The sequence below is a fragment of the Arthrobacter sp. GW460-12-1-14-TSB2 genome, assembly GCF_059423525.1.
In genome coordinates this window covers 1-16,552 of the sequence record NZ_JBWKYC010000035.1, presented here as the reverse complement: position 1 = coordinate 16,552, position 16,552 = coordinate 1, and the positions used below count along the sequence as shown (strand labels likewise).

Sequence of the window (16,552 nt, the reverse complement as noted above, 5' to 3'; positions counted from 1 at the left end):
GTTGTATTCACTGGGCGCACTCGTAGGATGAGTCGCCACCCATGGGAGATGCCGAACCGTCGCTGCGCACGATCATCACCCAGATGCAGGCGAACTTGTTCGGGCCCGGAGTCACTTCAGCCTCCGTCGTTTCGGTGGCGTGGAAGCCCTCGCCGGGGGCAGATGTCGACAGCTGCCACTTATAGGTATCCCCCGGCTTGGGATCCGGGTTGGTCCACGTGAACCGGGCTTTCCCCGAGTCCGTGAACTTGCCGACGAGGTTTGTCACGTCAGGCACCGATCCGTCACCCAGGGCATCCGGCGGTGGCGTGGAAACCTTCTCGGTGGGCTTAACGACCGGCTCCGGCCGCGACGCGCCCAGCACCAGCCCCAGGATCACGGCGACGACGAGTACCGCACCGCCGGCCACCGCCAGCCAGAGGTTCCGCTTGTTATGGTCAACCGGAGCTTCGGCCGGCGCTTCCTGCACGGCCTGCGGCCTGTTGACTGTAGCGGCGATGTCGGCGTCACCAGGTCCGCCGGTCCGCGGCTCTGCCGCGATGCTCCCCCGCAGCATGGTGCCCTGCGACCAGTCATCATGCTGGTCCGGACGGGCGGCGGGTCCGGGGACCGGCCCGGGGACCGGCCCACGGGCGGGACCGGCGGCCGGTGCCGGCGGCGCCGCGGGCGTAAACGCGGACGGAGCCACGGGACGCACCCGTGCCGGGAAGGTCGGGGCGTGTCCTGTCTGGTCAGGATCGACTGAGGCGATGCTCCGGACCCGGGTCTCTTCGAAGCCGTCGTCCGGGTGGCTCTCCTCGGCGTGGGCGTCGTCCAGGACCTCGAAGGGGGTGACTGACAGGTTCAGTTCCGCCTGGATCCGCTGCAACGCCAACGCGAAGGCGTGGGCCGAGGAGTATCTGGAGGCAGCCGACTTGGCCATCGACGTGGACAGCGCCAGCTCCAGCGATTCGGGAACATCCGCCCGCCCCAGCCGCGGTACGGGCGAGTTGGTAATCCGGGAAATCAGTTCGCGCTGGGAGTTGTCGGCCCCCGGCAGCACGAACGGCGACCGCCCGGCCAGGAGGGTGTACAGCGTCGCACCCAGGGCCCAGACGTCCACCATCACGCCGTCTACCGGGCCGTCCCGGAACTGCTCGGGCGGGGACCACGGAATCGACATCCCGGCGTCTTCGTCGGTGTCGCTGCCGAGGGTGCCGGAAATGCCGAAGTCGGTCAGTGCCGGACGGTTGTAATCGGTCACCAGGATGTTGGCCGGCTTGATGTCCCGGTGGGCAATGCCGGCGCGGTGGGCGGTCTCGACGGCGGATGCCACCTGGATTCCGACGGCCAGGACTTCGTCCACGCTGAACCGCTGCCGGCGGTAGCGGACGTCAAGGCTGGGCCGGGAACAGTACTCCATGGCCAGGTAGGAGTGTCCGTCCTCGGTGACCTCGGCTTCGAAAATGGTCACAATATACGGGTGCGAGGACAGTTGGGCCATGAGGTTCGCTTCGGATTCGAAGCGGCGCCGGGCACCTTCGGTCTTCAGGTCCGAGAGGAGTACCTTGACGGCCACCTTCCGCCGCGGCCTGTCCTGCTCATAGAGGTAGACGTCGGAGAACCCGCCCGAACCGAGCAGGCTGACATACGTGAAGCCGGGAATCGGCGGCGGCGGGGCTACGGGCCGCTTGGAACTCATAGAATCTCCTCGAACCGCAGCGACACATCATCGCCGAGTTCTGCAATATCACCGTCAAGAAGAATGGCCATCTCGTTCTGGGCAAGCCGCCTGGGCGGCTGACCCTCGCGGACCAGGACTGTTCCGTTGGTGGCTTTGAGGTCGCACAGCATCACGTGCCAGCCTTCCAGCCGGACTTCAATATGCGACCGGGAAATGTCGCCGCTGGGGCTTGCCACCTGGACGAGCCGGGGCATGCCTCCGCCCTGGACGCGGGACACGGAGGGCTGGCGGCCGATCACGAGTGACTGGTCCAGGTCGATCAGTTCGCCGGTGGACACCCGGACGCGCCCCAGCCTTGGCCGCCGGACCTGCACGGCGTCGGACGCCAGCGCCATTCCGCAGCCGGCGCACTGCGAATGCGTCGGCGGGTTGGCGTGGCCCTGCGGGCAGACGCGGGCCAGGACCATGGGGCCGGTGGCCGGGTCGCTGCCGTCGGCCGTGCCCTGCAGCTGCGGGGTGGTCCCGAGTCCGGCGAGATCGCTTTTCATGATCGTTTCGCCGTCGTGGTCGCCTTCCGGCACCGGGGGCACTGCCGACGGGCTGCCCCAGTGCGGCATGTCACCGGCTGCGGGCGAAGCGGATACGGGAGCGAACGACGGCGGCCCGGACGGCCGGGCGGCCTGCCCGCCGCCGGTGTTCCAGGGGACGGAGTCGATCAGCCCGCCGTGCCCGGCAGGGATGAGGGGCTGTGCGTGCTGCGCGGGCGCGGCCGGCTCCGCGGCAGGCAACTGCGCGGGCGCGGCTGCTGCTTGGGGTTCGCCTACCCGCTCGGGGGCGCCTTCCGGGTTTTCCGTTTCCACGGCAGGCTCTTCTTCAGGCTCGTCCCGAACGGCGGCGTCCTCGATGCGGCGCATGACGGTCTTTTCCCACAGGTGGTCGTAGCTTCCGGTCAGCTCGTTCGCCGGAACGGGTTCCTGTCCGCCCGCTCCCGGGGAGGCGCCGGGCGCGCCGGTGCCGGCATCTTCCGTGCTTCCGTGTTCCTCCTCCGTACCTTCCGTGCCGGGACCCTCCGTGCCGGGCATGCCGGCGGCCGTGTACTCGAGCTCGTCGTCGGGAAGACCCATCACCGTCTCGGCCGACGCACCATGTTCAGCAGGCACGTCGTGGACCGGCTCAGGGACGGGTTCGTGGACCGGCTCAGCCACCGGCTCCTCGTTGTGCACGGGTACCCGTTCGGGTACTGGCACCTGCTCGTGCACCGCGAGCTCGGCCGGGGCATGCGCAGTGGCCTCCGGAGCCAGGGGCACCTCGGTCACGGGAGCCGCATTCGCCGCCGACCCCGAGGCCGGAGGCAGTGCGCCCGTAACGCGGCCCACCGTGAGGCTCTGCAGCAGGACAACCCCCTCCCCCAGCGGGAGTTCGGCAGCGCCGGCAGCATCGCCCGGAACCGTCACTGTGTACCGTTCCGGTTCGCTGAGCCTGCGCTCGGTCCAGGTGGTGACGTCGCTGCCGTTCAACTCAACCGGTCCCGCGGCGAGGTCCGCTGTCAGCTCGATGTCGCCGCGGAGGAACACCCGCAGGGAATCCCGCATATCCACTATGCCGAACCACGGAAGTTGCGCCAGGGAGCCCGAGGAGGCGCTGGTCACCGCGTGAAGCACGTCGTGGACCTCAGGCTCACCGCCCAGCAGCTCCCAAAGGGAGTCCACGAGCGCGGGCGGAGTCCCGGGCGCCAGCAGCACGGCGGTTCCTGCCCGGACTACCCCAAACCAGGTCCCCGGGGTGTAGCTACTTGAGACCATCGCGGCGGCCCTCATCATCGTTCCCGGAGTCATGCACGGACTCCTGGCCAGGTAGCGCGGCCGGCTCCGCGGGCTTGCGCAAATCAGCGGACTCCGGCGCGTCCACGGGCAGCGCGGCCACGGGGGCCTCGGGAAGTTCCTCGGTATCCACTTCAGTGCTGTCCTGCACTTCGGCATTCTCCAGGACCTGGGTACGGGGCAGCGTGTCCTCGTCTTCGACGCCTGCGGCGGGCCGGGGCGCGGTGTCTGTTCCGGCGTCGTTCATCACGTTCTTGGCATCCACAACAATCACCGTGACGTTGTCACGTCCCCCGCTGCGCAGCGCCGCCTGGATGAGCGCGTCCACGGCATCCTGGGGGTGGCCCACCGTGCTCAGGATGCGGAACATATGGTCGTCAGTGAGCTCCGCGTTCAGCCCGTCCGAGCAGATCATGATGCGGTCGCCTTCCTCGACGGGCAGCAGCCAGTAGTCGGCGTCGGTTTCGTCACCGGTGCCCAGGGCGCGGGTCACCACGTGCCGGCGCGGGTGAACGGCAGCCTGCTCCCTGGTGATTTCGCCGGAGTCCACAAGCTCCTGGACCTCCGAGTGGTCCACACTGACCTGGGCGAACTCACCCTGGCTCAGCCGGTAGGTCCGCGAGTCGCCGATGTTCACCACCAGCCAGTACGGGACCCCCATCTGCTCCACGAGCACAACGCCGGCGAGGGTGGTGCCAGCCCGCGAACCGGTGGCGGTGCGGATCCGCTCATCCGCGCTGACCAGGTACTGCTGGACGACGGCGGCCGTGGCCGTCCGCTCCCCCGTGGCCAGCTGCGGCATTCCGGCGAGGGTCCGGACGCAGATTCCGCTGGCGATCTCGCCCCCTTCGTGGCCGCCCATGCCGTCCGCGACGGCGAACACGGGGTCGGAGGCGATGAAGGAATCCTCGTTGAGTTCCCGGCGCAGGCCACGGTCGGTGCCGTAGCCGCAGCTCAGTTGGAGTCCGGGCTCCCGGCCCGCTTCGGAAGTGGCGGCTGCCGGCTGGGAATTCATGCCTGTCCTAGGTGGAAGGTTCGGTCACCGAAGTGGACGGTGGACCCTGGGCGTACATAGGCGGGTTCCCCGGCCTGCAAGGCGGTACGGATGCCGTCCGGCGTGGTGACGGCGCTGCCGTTGGTGGAGTTGCGGTCCGTGACCCATACTCCCCCGTTGTCCTCACGCAGGTGCAGGTGGGTCTTGGAGATGGAACGGCCGGGGTCCGCCACTGCCAGCAGCTGTGCAATGTCTTCACCCGGAAAACCGCCGGGGTTCCGGCCGATGAGCGCCGTCCGGTCAAGCTGGAATTCGCGGCCGTCGTCGAGCCTGATGCGCATCACGGCCACTGGTGCCGGAACGGTTTGTCCGCGCATTTGGGTGCGGTCGTGGTCGTCATCGGGGTGGAGGGCCCAAGCCTGAACTTGCGGCGCAGGGTCCTGCAGGGGCTTGGTCTGAACCGGGGCGGGTGCCGGCTGGAAGTGTGTCGGGACGGGCGCGGCCTGGGGCTGGGCCTGTCCCTGTGTCGGGACGGGAACAGGCGCGGGCGCCACGGGGGGCTGCCACTGGTTCGGGTTATGGGGCGGCTGCGGGACGGCGGCAGGCTGGCTGAAACCTTGGTGCGGTTCCGCGGCTGGCGCGGTCACCGCCTGGCCGGGCCTGACGGCCGCGCCCGCAATCGGTGACGAAACCTGCTGCACGGGCGGGAGGTCCAGCGGTGCGAAACTGTAGGGCCCCTGGATGCCTCCGGTGGTGACGGGGTTCCGGCCGGCGTTGACATCGAACATGAGCGTCTTGGCCGCGGCATCGTGCCAGCCCCTAAGCTTGCCGTTCTTGTCCCAGGAGTTGGACACCACCACGAGGAAAGCCCAGGCGATACCGAGCATGCCGAGCGGCACGAGGATCCACAGCGCGGCCCCGAACCACTTGAAAACCACCACGAGCACCGTTGCAAGCACCGTCAGGAGGATGCCTGCCCCGGTGATGAGGCCGCGCAGGAACAGGGCTCCGGCGCCGGGGGCATAGCCGTCCTGGTCGGTGCTGCGGATGCCCATGAGCTGGTTGCCAATGGTGTTGCCGGAGCGGCCTTCGATTCCGAGCATCACCAGTGTGTAAACCACAGCGATGCCCACCGCAATGCTGCCCAGCAGCACAAGCATCGCTGTGTCGTAAATGATGTAGCCGCCGCTCTGGGTGCGGGTGATGCTGGCAAACCCGATGGTTAGCATCACTACAAGAACCGCGGCCGGCCCCACCCAGTCGAGCACCGCGGCGCCGAGCCGCCGTCCCGCCGCTGCGGGAACGATGTCCAGCTTGCCACCCATTCCGGTACCTCCCCCTTGTACGTGCGAGCCGTGCGTTTGCACACCGGCCAGGCGGCCGCCCTGCACAGGCACGCCCCGTCCGGGGGCGCCCCGTCCGGGGGCGCCCCGTCCGGGGGCACCCTGTCCATCAGGACCGTGTCCCTGGACCGATTGTCCGTGCACCGTCTGTTCCCGGAGGCCCGGCCCGGCGGCTTCCGTCCCGGCGTGCGCTACGGGGATACTACCGGGAATCGGACCGCCGTGCGCGGCCGCCCGCTCCATCAGCTCCCGCTGCGAGTGGTCGATGTTCCGGTCATTGCGGGCAGCCCGGTTGCTCAGCGGCGCGCCGCAGGACGGGCAGAACGCCGCTCCGGGACGTATCAACTGCTGGCAGCGCTGGCAGCGCTCGGCGTCATGGGTCATGGTTCGTTGCGGTTCTCTCGTAGGGTGCGCCTCAGCACGGTCTGTTCATTGTCCGGACCGGAAGTGGCCGGCCCCGAAGCGGAAGCACCCGCCGGTGCCGCCGGTGCCGGTCCGGTCACCGGGCCGTCCGGTTGCCTGACAGGGTGGCCGGACACCGGTCCCGGGCCACCGTCCACCCTACCCGCGGGCTCCGTTTTGGCAGTCCGGACAAGCCTGGGTCCCTTGAGCTTGAGCGCAGTCCGGCCGTCGGACAGGAGGGACCGGGGCGAGAACCGGGCAGCCTGGCGCCGCCAGAATCCAACAGTGGCGGTCATTTCCTTCAGCGAGCCGTCGACGATGGTCCAGTACTCCTGGACCTCCGCCTCGCTTGGCTGGCCGGCGCCGAAAATGGAGGCGTCGGCGCGCCGCGCCAGCAGGGCGGTTGTTCCGGCAGTCGCGGGAAAAGCTTCACCGAGGACGACGGCGGATTCCCGGCGGGTTGCCCGGGTGTCCAGGGCGGCACCCATGTCCGTGGCGAGGCTGACCACTTCGTTCCAGCCGCCGCCCACCCGCTGGGCCGGGTGCCCGTCGGAGAACCGGGCCCTGCGGCGCCGGCTCTTGAGCAGCGCGATGAGCAGAAGCGGCAGCGCCAGGATCGCAACGGGGATCAAGGCGATGCCGATTGCCGTGAGGATCGGTCCCCAGAACAGCCACGGGTTGTTCTTCTTCTCGTCAGCGTCCAGGGCGTCCGGGGAAGAGTCCGGCGGCAGGTCGGCCGGCTCCTGCGGCGGGGGCGGGGGCTGCAGGACCTGCGGTTTGGGCTTGGATTTGTTCTCGGGGTCCGGCGGAATGGGCACGTTGTCCTTGGGCGGGGTGGGGTCGAAGGAGACCCACCCGACACGGTCGAACGCGACCTCCACCCAGGCGTGGACATCCTTGCCGGTGATCTTTACTTCGCCGGCGCCGTTTTCCGGGCTCTTCGGGTCCGGGTAGAAGCCCATCACCACCCGCGACGGGATGCCCAGGTGCCGGAGCATCAGGGACATCGCCACGGCGTATTGTTCGTCGTCGCCCAGCATCTGCTTGGCGGTCAGGAGGCTCCTGATGCGCGCCGAGCCATGCCCTGAGACGCTGGGCAGCTGGCCTTCGTCGATCAGGCCGTTACTGAAGGCGCCCTTTTTCTGGAAATGGGCTTCGATCTGCCGGACACGGTCGATCGCCGTGGGGGCGTCGGCGGACAAATCGTTGGCCTGGGAGCCGACCACCGGCGGGACTTCCTGGGCATCCGGGAGCGCCACTTTGGCGAAGTCGTACTGGGTGAGCTGGCCGTGTTCGAGCTTGGCGGGGTCGGACACCTGCACGCTGTAGGCGTCGCCCTTCGCGAGGCCCCTGGTGGTGACCGCGGTGTCCGTTCCGGAGTTGAAGTAGAGCCCGGAGGCGGCTCCCGAGGACTCCCCGGTGAAGCTGATTCCGGTGGTGCGGCGGCCGCCGGGCAGGAAGTATCCCTGGTAGTCCTCGATGGTGATATCCAGGGTGTAATCGTTGCTGGGGACGATGCCGTCGGAGTCGGCCAAGGTGTTGAGGGACTTGGCATCCCCCACCTTGCTGAAGTTGCCGGAGCTGTCCGGGTCCATGTTGTAGTTGGTGCCGTTGAAGGCGTCAAGGGCCGCCAGACGGACGCGCCCGTCCCGGGGCAGGCCACTCACCACGAACAGGTTGTCATCCTTCTTGTCCTTGACGAAATTACGGAAGCTCGCCAGCGGAGTGATGTAGTCCTTCGGGTCGAACGGCGGAACGATCGCGTTGCGGAGTACCGTTCTGTCGTCGCTGGCCGTAACGAGCGGCGATGCCACCGCCGTGACGGCCACACAGGCCGCGATGACGCCCGCGGCGGACCCGAGCCGGCGGATCTTGGCGCGGCGTGCGGTGGAGGCATCCGCCTCCGGGCGGTTGACGGACACCTTTCGGGTGTCGTTGCGCCGGTGTGCGTCGCGTCGGAAGGTTGCCCAGGCCACAGCCACCACCGTGAGGGAGATTCCACGCTCCACGTTGAGGAAGCCGGCGTTGGTACTGAAGGCAATGCCGGTAACGAAGAGCACCAGCACAGGCAGGAGCGGCCAGTAAGGGCTCTTCAGCCGCCACGTCATCAGTCCTGCGGCCAGCGCTGTGATGAGGGCGCTGAGGAACGGGACAATGAGCATTCCGCCGGCTGTTCCCACCGGGACACCTACGGTCAGCATGTCCTTCCAGGCAAAGACGACGCCCAGCAGGAGGGTCCGCAGTGACTCGAGAGTGGGAACAAAGCCGGCGACGGCGGCATCGGGCACGGCAAACAGCGTTCCTAGAACCAGGTACGCGCCGAGTGTCGCTGCGGCGGTGATCAGGGCCCCGAGCCTGAAGTGGGCGTTGGCCGCGGCAATGCCCAGGCCCAGCAGGATGCCACCGAATCCGGCGATCAGGTAATAGGGGTCGCCGCCGAAGCTGAGGCTGAACCCGAGGACTCCAAGCCCCAGCAGGACCACCAGGGCACCGGCGTCGAGCGCGAAATGCCAGGCCGGCTGGCCGTCGCTGAAGGCGGACGGCTGCGATTGCGCGGGCTGCCTGCGCGGGCGGAATGCGGGCGCGGAGCTCATGCAGCCGCCTTTCTCAGGATGATGGCGAGGTCGGACAGGTCGGACAGCGTCAGGACTGTCAGGTCAGCGATGTTCGCGCGGGCCGGCGCGGCGCCGGTCTCAAGGCGGACGGCGAGGCTGCGCACTCCCGGCGGCACCGAAGCCGATGCCGAACGGAGCTGGGCGGGGGTGACTCGGCTGCCCACGACGAAGAAAACCACCGAAGCGTTCGGGACAGTGTCCGCCAGCGTACGGGCCAGGTCGACGGCGGTCTTCCGCATTGGGGAACCCACGATCCGGGTCATGTCGTCGAGCATGTTCCGGCCGGTCTCACACCGGAGCGGACCCTTCTGGGTGAGGACGTCCAGTTCGCGCTGTTCCCGGATGGCCTGGCGCCCGATCGAAGCGGCCGCGGAAACAGCGAGTTCGAATTCGTGCTCCGAGTCATATTCGTCCGTGTTGATGGACAGCGAGATGGCGAGGTGGGCGCGGCGCGTTTCCTCGAACTGGCGCACCATGAGTTTGTTGGTCCGCGCGGTGGTCTTCCAGTGGATGTGGCGGCGGTCGTCGCCCGGCACATAGTCACGGAGCGCGTGGAACGACACGTCGGCGCTGGACAGGTCCGTGGTGGGCATGCCCTCCAGGTCGCGGATGAAGCCAGCGGCGGAACCGGCCAGGGCAACGGTCCGCGGGTGTACGTAGAGGTCCTCAGGCTCAGTCCACAGCACCTGGCGCCGCAGCAGGTGCAGGGGGTCGGCGCGGACGGAGCGCACCGGGCCCACCACAATGACGGCGCGCCGGGCGGTGGGGATGGTGAAGAGGTCCTCATGGACCTGCTGCGGTTTCATCCGCGGCAGGTGAAAGACGGCGGTGGCCGCTCCCACGGGAAGCTCCAGCGCGGCCGGCAGGAGGGGACGCGCGGAGGTATTGGAGACAGCGATGCTGCCGACGGCGCTGTCGCCGACGGCCACGCGGGTCCTGGCGAGGTCCAGCACCACGCCGTAGGAGGAGCGCCCCAGGATGAATCCGACGGCAAGGACGAACAGGACGAGGGCAGCCACTGCGGCGGCCTTGGCTTCCTGCCAGCCATAGGCCTGGCCGACACTCCACAGCAGGATCGATGCGGCCAGGACGGACCAGCCCAGGACGCTGACCACCGAGAGAACCGGCCAGGCGTACGTCAACCAGAGCACCCGGACTTTCGACCAGGCGGGCGCGAGCACCAGGCCCGCCGTGCTGACGGCTTCGGACCACATGGCGGCCGGGCGTAGGCGCGAGGCCTTCCCGTCACCTGAAAACGGCCTTTTCAGGCGTTCAGCAAGCCGGGTCAACGGAGTGCTGCTGGACATATCTGTGCCTTTGTTCGCGCGGTGAATGTGCCGGAATGGTGGGCGGGCACCGCTTAGACGCCGGCGCGCTGCTGCGGGGCAGCCACATCGGACAGCACACGGGCCAGTACGGCTTCGGCGGTGGCGCCGGAGAATTCCGCTTCGGGGTCCATCACAAAGCGGTGCGTCCAGACGACGCCGGCGAGGTCCTTCACGTCGTCCGGCAGGACGAAGTTCCGCCCCTGGCTCGCGGCCCAGACTTTTGCGGCCCGGACCATGGCCAGGGCTCCGCGGACCGAGACGCCGAGCCGGGTCTCGGGTGCGTTGCGGGTTTCCTCGCACAGCCGTGAAATATATTCCAGCACGGCGGTGTCCACGTGTGTGGTCGCAGCGAGGTCGGCCATGTCAGCCACCGCCTGCGTGGTGATGACCGCGGAGAGCTCCTTGGACCGGTCTTTGAGGTTCGCTCCTCCCAGCAGCTGCACCGTGGACGCGTGGTCCGGGTACCCGATGGACGTTTTGATCAGGAACCGGTCCAGCTGGGCTTCGGGCAGACGGTAGGTGCCCGCCTGCTCGATCGGGTTCTGCGTGGCCATGACCATAAAGGGGCGGCCGGCTTCATACGTGGTGCCGTCCACCGTGACCCGTGATTCCTCCATGACCTCCAGGAGGGCGGACTGGGTCTTCGGCGACGCACGGTTGATCTCGTCGGCCAGGACGATGTTGTTGAAGATGGGTCCCTTGTGGAATTCGAACTTCTGGGTCTTCTGGTCGTAGATGGTCACACCCGTGACATCCGAGGGAAGCAGGTCCGGGGTGAACTGGATCCGGTTGTTGGACCCCTGCACGGTTGCCGCGAGGGCACGCGCCAGGGACGTCTTGCCGGTTCCGGGCGCATCTTCGAAGAGGACGTGCCCTTCGGCGAGCATGGCCGTGAAGGTCAGGCGGATGACGTGGGACTTGCCCAGCACGGCCTGTCCTACGTTGGCAACGAGCTTCTCGAACGTTCCTGCAAACCAGTCGGCCTGCTCAGTTGTCATGGTCATGGGTCAATCCTCTTCCGGGTTTCGGCTGACGCGACGGGCCGGTGCCCGCTTCGTCCAGCGATTAGTCTAATTGTTTGCTTGGGCCCTGATTACCTCAGCATTACCGCTGGGGCATGCCTGCCGGCGGGTTCGTGCCCAGGGACGTAGTGTCGCCGCGGGTGAAGTTGCCGGAGGCAGCACCCGACGTGAGGTGGTACCAGACCCTGCCGCTCCAGACCACGTAGTAGTCCGTCTGGGCTGTGTAACCCGTGTCGAACCACCGTCCGGGGCTGAGGCACTGATCGGGGTTGGTATCCCGGTAGCTGTCGGTTGTCCGGTTTGGTTCCGTGCAGGTCCTGACGGGCGTGGCCCGGATGTCCCACGACGTCGGCGCCGGCGGTGGCGGCTCCGCGCCGCTGCGCGAGGTATCGCTGCCGATGCGCCCCGCCTGGCCCGCGCTGATCGCGCGGACCCGCAGTGTGTGCGTCTCGCTGAAGCCGACGGTCTTCGAGAACGACCGCTGCCCGGTGTCCTGCCAGCCTCCACCGTCCAGGCTGTACTGGTAGCCCGTCACTGCCCGGCCGTTGCCGCTGGGCTCGTTCCAGTTCCAGGACACTGTCCTGTCCCCCACGCCGCTGCTGTTGCTGCCCGTCACAGTCGGCGCGAAGGCGAGCCCGTAAGGGTTGACGGTGTTGGAGGCAGGGCTTGCGTCGCCGGCGGTGGTACTGCGGGACGAGACGGCCCACACGACGACGGCGGTAGCGGTGCCGTTGGCAGCCGGGACGACTGCTCCGCCGGCAGCAATGTTGCCGCTGCCGCCACCCGACGTCAGCCGGTACTTGTAGGTGATCTCGCCGGGAGTCGATCCGTTGCGCTGGGCATCGGTCAACACGGGGAACCTCACGTCAATCTTTCCGCCGTCTCCGCCGGTATCGACGAGGGTCGCGGTGGGTTTGCCCACCATGTCCGGCTTGCCCACTGCCCGGACGGCCGCGGACTGTGCGCTCGTGCCGGACGTGCCGGCCTTGTTGGTGGCCGACACGGTGAAGGTGTAGCCCGACTCGGAGTTGTCCACCGTGACGTTCTGCGACGTCCCGGCGACCTGCTGGGTGGCGACGACGGCCCCGCCCCTCAGCGTGGTCAGTGTGTACGCCGAGATGGCGTCGCCATTGTTGTTGGGTGCCGTCCAGGTCACCCTGAGCTGGCTCTGCGTACCCACCGAGTTTGCCGCCGTCGCGCTGGGAGCGGCCGGGGTGACCGGGACGCCGGCGGGGATTTCGGCGGCGGAGTAGGCACTCCACTCGGAGGGCTCCTTGGCATCGTTCCGCGCCAGGACACGGACCTTATAGGAAACGCCGTTCTGCAGCCCCTTCCACACATAGCTGAGTGAGGTCAGGTTCTGGATCTGGGCGTTCTGCCCGGCGGGCGCCGGGGAGATCTCCAGGTCGTATGACTTGACGGGCGAGCCCTTGCTGGCCGGCGCCGTCCACGTCACGCTGAGCTGCTTGTCCCCGAACTTCAGCGCAGGGGCAACCGGGGTGTCGGGCTTGACGTCCGGACGGACCTCGGCCGAAGCCGGTGACCGGTCGGACTCGCCGAACTCATTCGTGGCTGTGACCTGGAAGTGGTACTTGGTGTTGTTGGTCAAACCCGTGAGCGTGCACGAGTTTGCCGGGCATTCCTGCCGGTAGCCGCCCTCGCCGTAGACCGTGTACTTGGTAATGGGCGAGCCGCGGTCCGCCGGCGCGGTCCAGTTCAGCAAGGCAGTCTGATCGCCAACGCTCTGCGCCTGCGGCGTGGCAGGGGCCAGCGGCTTGTCCTTGACCGTCAGGCGGATGCGCGCCGTGGCATGCCGGGAGGTCTCCCCCGTCTTGTCCTCAACGGTGTAGGCCACCACGAGTGTCCCGGTAAAACCGGAAGCAGGCGTCACGTTCACGTCACCGCCGGCCACCTCGACGTTGCCGAGTCCGGTTTCGACGCCGGCCTCCACGATTTTCAGCGGAGTCTCCGGGAACGGGTTGGAATCGTTGGCCAGGACGTTTACGGATACGGTCTTGCCGGCGGCCGCGTTGGGTTCAACATCGTCGCTGGCAACGGGCTTGGGCCGGTTGGACGCGGTGACCGCCAGTTGGAATGTTGCAGTTGTTTCGAGTCCCCGGGGATCCTTTGCCTTGATCTGCACCGCCCCTGCAGTGCCGGTGGCCGTTGAGCCGTCCACGGACGCCTTAAGGGTCTTGCCTTCAATGCGGGCATTGAAACCGGCCGGACCGTTCCCCACCAGCTCGTACTTCATGTTGTCGACGTCATCGCGGTCGGGGTCGGACGTGAGCCGGCCCAGGTCGGTGTCCGCTGATTCGCCCTTTGGTACATCCACCGAGCTTCCCAGCAGGGTGGGCGGGTTATTCCGGTTCGGGTCCGGCATGACCTTGGTCCGGATGCTGAGGGTTGATTTGAGGCCCTGCGGATCATCCGGGCCGGTACCGTCGGTGACTTCAAAGCTGATGGAGCCAGGCCCCACGTAGTCCTGGCCCGCGGTGTAGTTGATGGCAGTACCGTTACCGGCAACCGGGTCACCGCCGTCGGAGCCGATGAGCTTGATCCGGTCCGTCTGGGTCAGCCGCGGCGACTTTCCGTCGCGGACCTTCACCCATTCCTTCAGGTCCACGGTAACCGATTGGCCGGCAATGACCTCGACCACCTCGTCCTTGGCCAGCGTCGGCACCTGCTGTCCCACGCCGGGCACCCAGATGATGGCGGTGGATTTCTGGCCGTCCACGTCCTCGACCGTGTACGGAATGAGCTGGGGCTGCTCGGTCAGCTCCACCACCATGTTGCCGTCGGTTCCCGGCCGGGCGGTGGTGGCTTCCGTGGCGATCTTCAGGTTCTCGCCCACGCCGTCCGGATCCTCGTCGTTCTTCAACACGGGCACGTCAACGGCAGTCTTGCCCAGGGTCTGGGCGGACGTCACACGGTCATCCCGTGCGATCGGTGCCTGGAGCGGAACGTCACCGCGGACGTTGACCCGGATGGTGGCCTGCGCCGACGCTCCGCGGTCATCGACGATCGTATAGCGGACGTTGACTATGCCCTCGCTCGCCGGCGCCTGCACGAGGATGCGTCCGCTCGCCTTGCTCACGGTCGCCTGGAGTTCCGCGGGAGCTTCGATGCCGTCGGCCACAATCCCGATGGGGTCGCCGTCGGGGTCCGTGTCGTTGCCTGCGGCATCCACGGCGATCTGGCGTCCCGGACGGACCTGGACATCGTCGTCGACGGGGGTGGGTTTCTGGTTTGCGTCGCCCCGCGGGGCAATGCCCACGGTCACCGTGCCGGTATTGACGGCGCCCTGCCGGTCAACCACCTTGTAGCGGAAGGTGTCCGTACCTGCGCCGTCACCGGCTGCGGTGAAGTCGATGAAGTTGCTGCCGACGGTGGCGGTGCCCATGTTGGGGGTGCTGTCGATGCCGGTCAGCTGCACCGAGTCGCCGTCGGGATCGATCCCGTCCAGTTCCACCGGGATGCGGACCGAGCCGGCCGCCACCACCCTTGCCGTCAGGTTCTTTGGCTGCGGCCGGGAGTTCTCGGCGCCTTCCAGCGGCAGGACGTGGATGGTGACCGCCGCGGCGCTCTTCTGGCCCTGCGGGTCAACGGCGTTGTAGATGGCGCGGACCGTCTTGGGCTGGGAACCGGCGATGAATCGCAACGTGTTCTCCGACACGAAACTCTTGCCGTCCTCCGCCGGCACCGCCTGCGGCAGCACCGGATCCACAGTCAGTTTCTGGCCCTGCGGATGGGTGTCGTTGGCCAGCACGGGAATGGTGACGACGTCGTTGACGCGGACGTTGACTTCGTCCGGTTTCGGCTGGGGCGCTTCGAGGACGGCGGGCGCCGGCACCGGCACCACGGAGACGCTGCCGGTGGCGGACTTGCGGCCGTTGGACATCGTGTAGTTGAACAGGAAGGGCTCTTTGGTGCCCAGCACGTCGGTGATCCGCAGCACGCTGTGGTCGATCACGCTTACGGATGCCCTGGTGTTGTCCGGAAGCTGGACCGATTGCAGCACCAGCACGCCGCCGGAGGGATCGGAGTCGTTGGCCAGGGGGTCCAGGAGCACGCTTCCGCCGGTCGGCATCAGCGCCACGTCATGGACGGCCACCGGGTCGCCGGTGTCCTTCCCTGATTCCACATCCACGCGGATGAGTCCCTGGCTGCTTTGCGGGCCGTTGCTGGCGATGTAGGTCAGGTACACCGGGCCGGCTGTCTCGCTGCGGAACGTGAAAGTTCCGCCGTCGGTGACGGGGCCGAGTTCGGCCGGGCCGGAGGCTTCCACCTGGGCGAGCCGCAAGGCGCCGCCATTGGGGTCGACGTCGTTCTTCAGCGGAGCGATCACCAGGTCCTGGCCGACGACGGCGGTGACGTGGTCAGCGTTGACAACCGGCGCCAGCGCGCCGGGCGGCTGAACGTTCACCACCACCTGTCCGGTGGTGGTGTCGCGGCCGTCCCACACGGACACCGTGACGGTTTTCTTGCCTGGTGCGGCCCCCGAATCCTGGTAGGTGAGCAGCCCGTCGCGGCGGACCTTGACCTGGTCCTGCTCGTTGTCTGCCTTGGCGTCCAGCAGCACGAGGTCGTCGCCGTCGGGGTCCGCCCAGTCGGTGAGGATGTTCTGGCTGACGGTCTTCCCCTGCTCCACCAGCATGGTGGTGGGCTCACCGCGCTTGAAGACGGGCGGCTTGTTTTCGTCAGGACCCACGACGTTCAGGGATACCTGCCCGCCGGCGGACAGGCCCCGGCCGTCCGCCGCGTTGTAGCTGAAAGTTTCGGAGCCGGGCTTGGCGTCGGCCGGAACCGTGATCTGGAAGGCCGTTCCGCCATAGATGTTCTGGAGCGTGCCTGAAGCGGGCCCGGAGCCCCCGACGGACGCCGTCAGGACATCACCGTCGGGGTCGGAGTCGTTGTCCAGCACGGGGAGGATGGTGGTGCGCCCCGGCCGGACGCCGACGGTGTCAGCCTTGGTTTCCGGCGGCCGGTTGGGTTTGGTCCGGTCCGGCAGGATATTGATGGTGTTGTTGTCCGCGGATTCCTGGTCCTGGTCATCGGACTGGTTCTTGGGCGGGATGACGTCGTCCCAGTTGTTGACCAGCTGCATGTTCTGGTTGACCAGCCACACATTGCCCGAGTTCACATCGTTCAGCACCACCAGGTCCCGGTTCACCCGGAACACATACGACGGCGACGCACTCGCCTTGGGCACCTCCACGTTCTTATCATCGGCATCATTCACACAGTCCCGGACATACTTGTTCGCCCCCGACCACGCCGCATGGACGCACCCGCCCAGCTGCACCGGAGCCGCCGGCACACCCTCACCATCAAAGGACACCGTCTTCGCCGTCGACCCGTCCAA

8 protein-coding genes are annotated in these 16,552 nt (G+C 67.7%); all 8 read right to left on the bottom strand.

Annotated features, from left to right (window positions below):
* Nucleotides 1-7 precede the first annotated feature (7 nt).
* Entirely contained in the window at nt 8-1,681 is a 1,674-nt protein-coding gene (locus AC07YR_RS22395) for a serine/threonine-protein kinase (protein ID WP_494735307.1), read from the bottom strand.
* Entirely contained in the window at nt 1,678-3,498 is a 1,821-nt protein-coding gene (locus tag AC07YR_RS22390) for an FHA domain-containing protein (RefSeq protein WP_494735306.1), read from the bottom strand. The genes AC07YR_RS22395 and AC07YR_RS22390 overlap by 4 nt, the downstream gene beginning before the upstream one ends.
* Nucleotides 3,452-4,498: a PP2C family protein-serine/threonine phosphatase gene (locus tag AC07YR_RS22385; protein ID WP_494735305.1), complete on the bottom strand. Its 1,047-nt coding sequence runs from the start codon at nt 4,496-4,498 to the stop codon at nt 3,452-3,454. The genes AC07YR_RS22390 and AC07YR_RS22385 overlap by 47 nt, the downstream gene beginning before the upstream one ends.
* Nucleotides 4,495-6,204 (bottom strand): RDD family protein, encoded by a 1,710-nt coding sequence (locus AC07YR_RS22380; RefSeq protein WP_494735304.1) that lies wholly within the window; start codon nt 6,202-6,204, stop codon nt 4,495-4,497. Before AC07YR_RS22380 ends, AC07YR_RS22385 begins: the two co-directional genes overlap by 4 nt.
* The gene (locus tag AC07YR_RS22375) at nt 6,201-8,816 is read right to left on the bottom strand and encodes a transglutaminase-like domain-containing protein (protein ID WP_494735303.1); all 2,616 of its coding nucleotides are present in this window, start codon (nt 8,814-8,816) and stop codon (nt 6,201-6,203) included. Before AC07YR_RS22375 ends, AC07YR_RS22380 begins: the two co-directional genes overlap by 4 nt.
* Nucleotides 8,813-10,144, bottom strand: a complete 1,332-nt coding sequence (locus tag AC07YR_RS22370; protein WP_436057123.1) for a DUF58 domain-containing protein — start codon at nt 10,142-10,144, stop codon at nt 8,813-8,815. Before AC07YR_RS22370 ends, AC07YR_RS22375 begins: the two co-directional genes overlap by 4 nt.
* A gap of 53 nt (nt 10,145-10,197) precedes the next feature.
* Entirely contained in the window at nt 10,198-11,169 is a 972-nt protein-coding gene (locus AC07YR_RS22365) for an AAA family ATPase (RefSeq protein WP_055803122.1), read from the bottom strand.
* A gap of 100 nt (nt 11,170-11,269) precedes the next feature.
* A partial coding sequence (locus AC07YR_RS22360) for an Ig-like domain-containing protein (protein WP_494735302.1) occupies nt 11,270-16,552 on the bottom strand: 5,283 nt, incomplete at its 5' end.

Bases quoted from the DNA above. Each gene is read 5' to 3' on its own strand.
- AC07YR_RS22395 (WP_494735307.1), bottom strand. From the start codon at position 1,681: ATGAGTTCCAAGCGGCCCGTAGCCCCGCCGCCGCCGATTCCCGGCTTC.
- AC07YR_RS22390 (WP_494735306.1), bottom strand. From the start codon at position 3,498: ATGACTCCGGGAACGATGATGAGGGCCGCCGCGATGGTCTCAAGTAGC.
- AC07YR_RS22385 (WP_494735305.1), bottom strand. From the start codon at position 4,498: ATGAATTCCCAGCCGGCAGCCGCCACTTCCGAAGCGGGCCGGGAGCCC.
- AC07YR_RS22380 (WP_494735304.1), bottom strand. From the start codon at position 6,204: ATGACCCATGACGCCGAGCGCTGCCAGCGCTGCCAGCAGTTGATACGT.
- AC07YR_RS22375 (WP_494735303.1), bottom strand. From the start codon at position 8,816: ATGAGCTCCGCGCCCGCATTCCGCCCGCGCAGGCAGCCCGCGCAATCG.
- AC07YR_RS22370 (WP_436057123.1), bottom strand. From the start codon at position 10,144: ATGTCCAGCAGCACTCCGTTGACCCGGCTTGCTGAACGCCTGAAAAGG.
- AC07YR_RS22365 (WP_055803122.1), bottom strand. From the start codon at position 11,169: ATGACCATGACAACTGAGCAGGCCGACTGGTTTGCAGGAACGTTCGAG.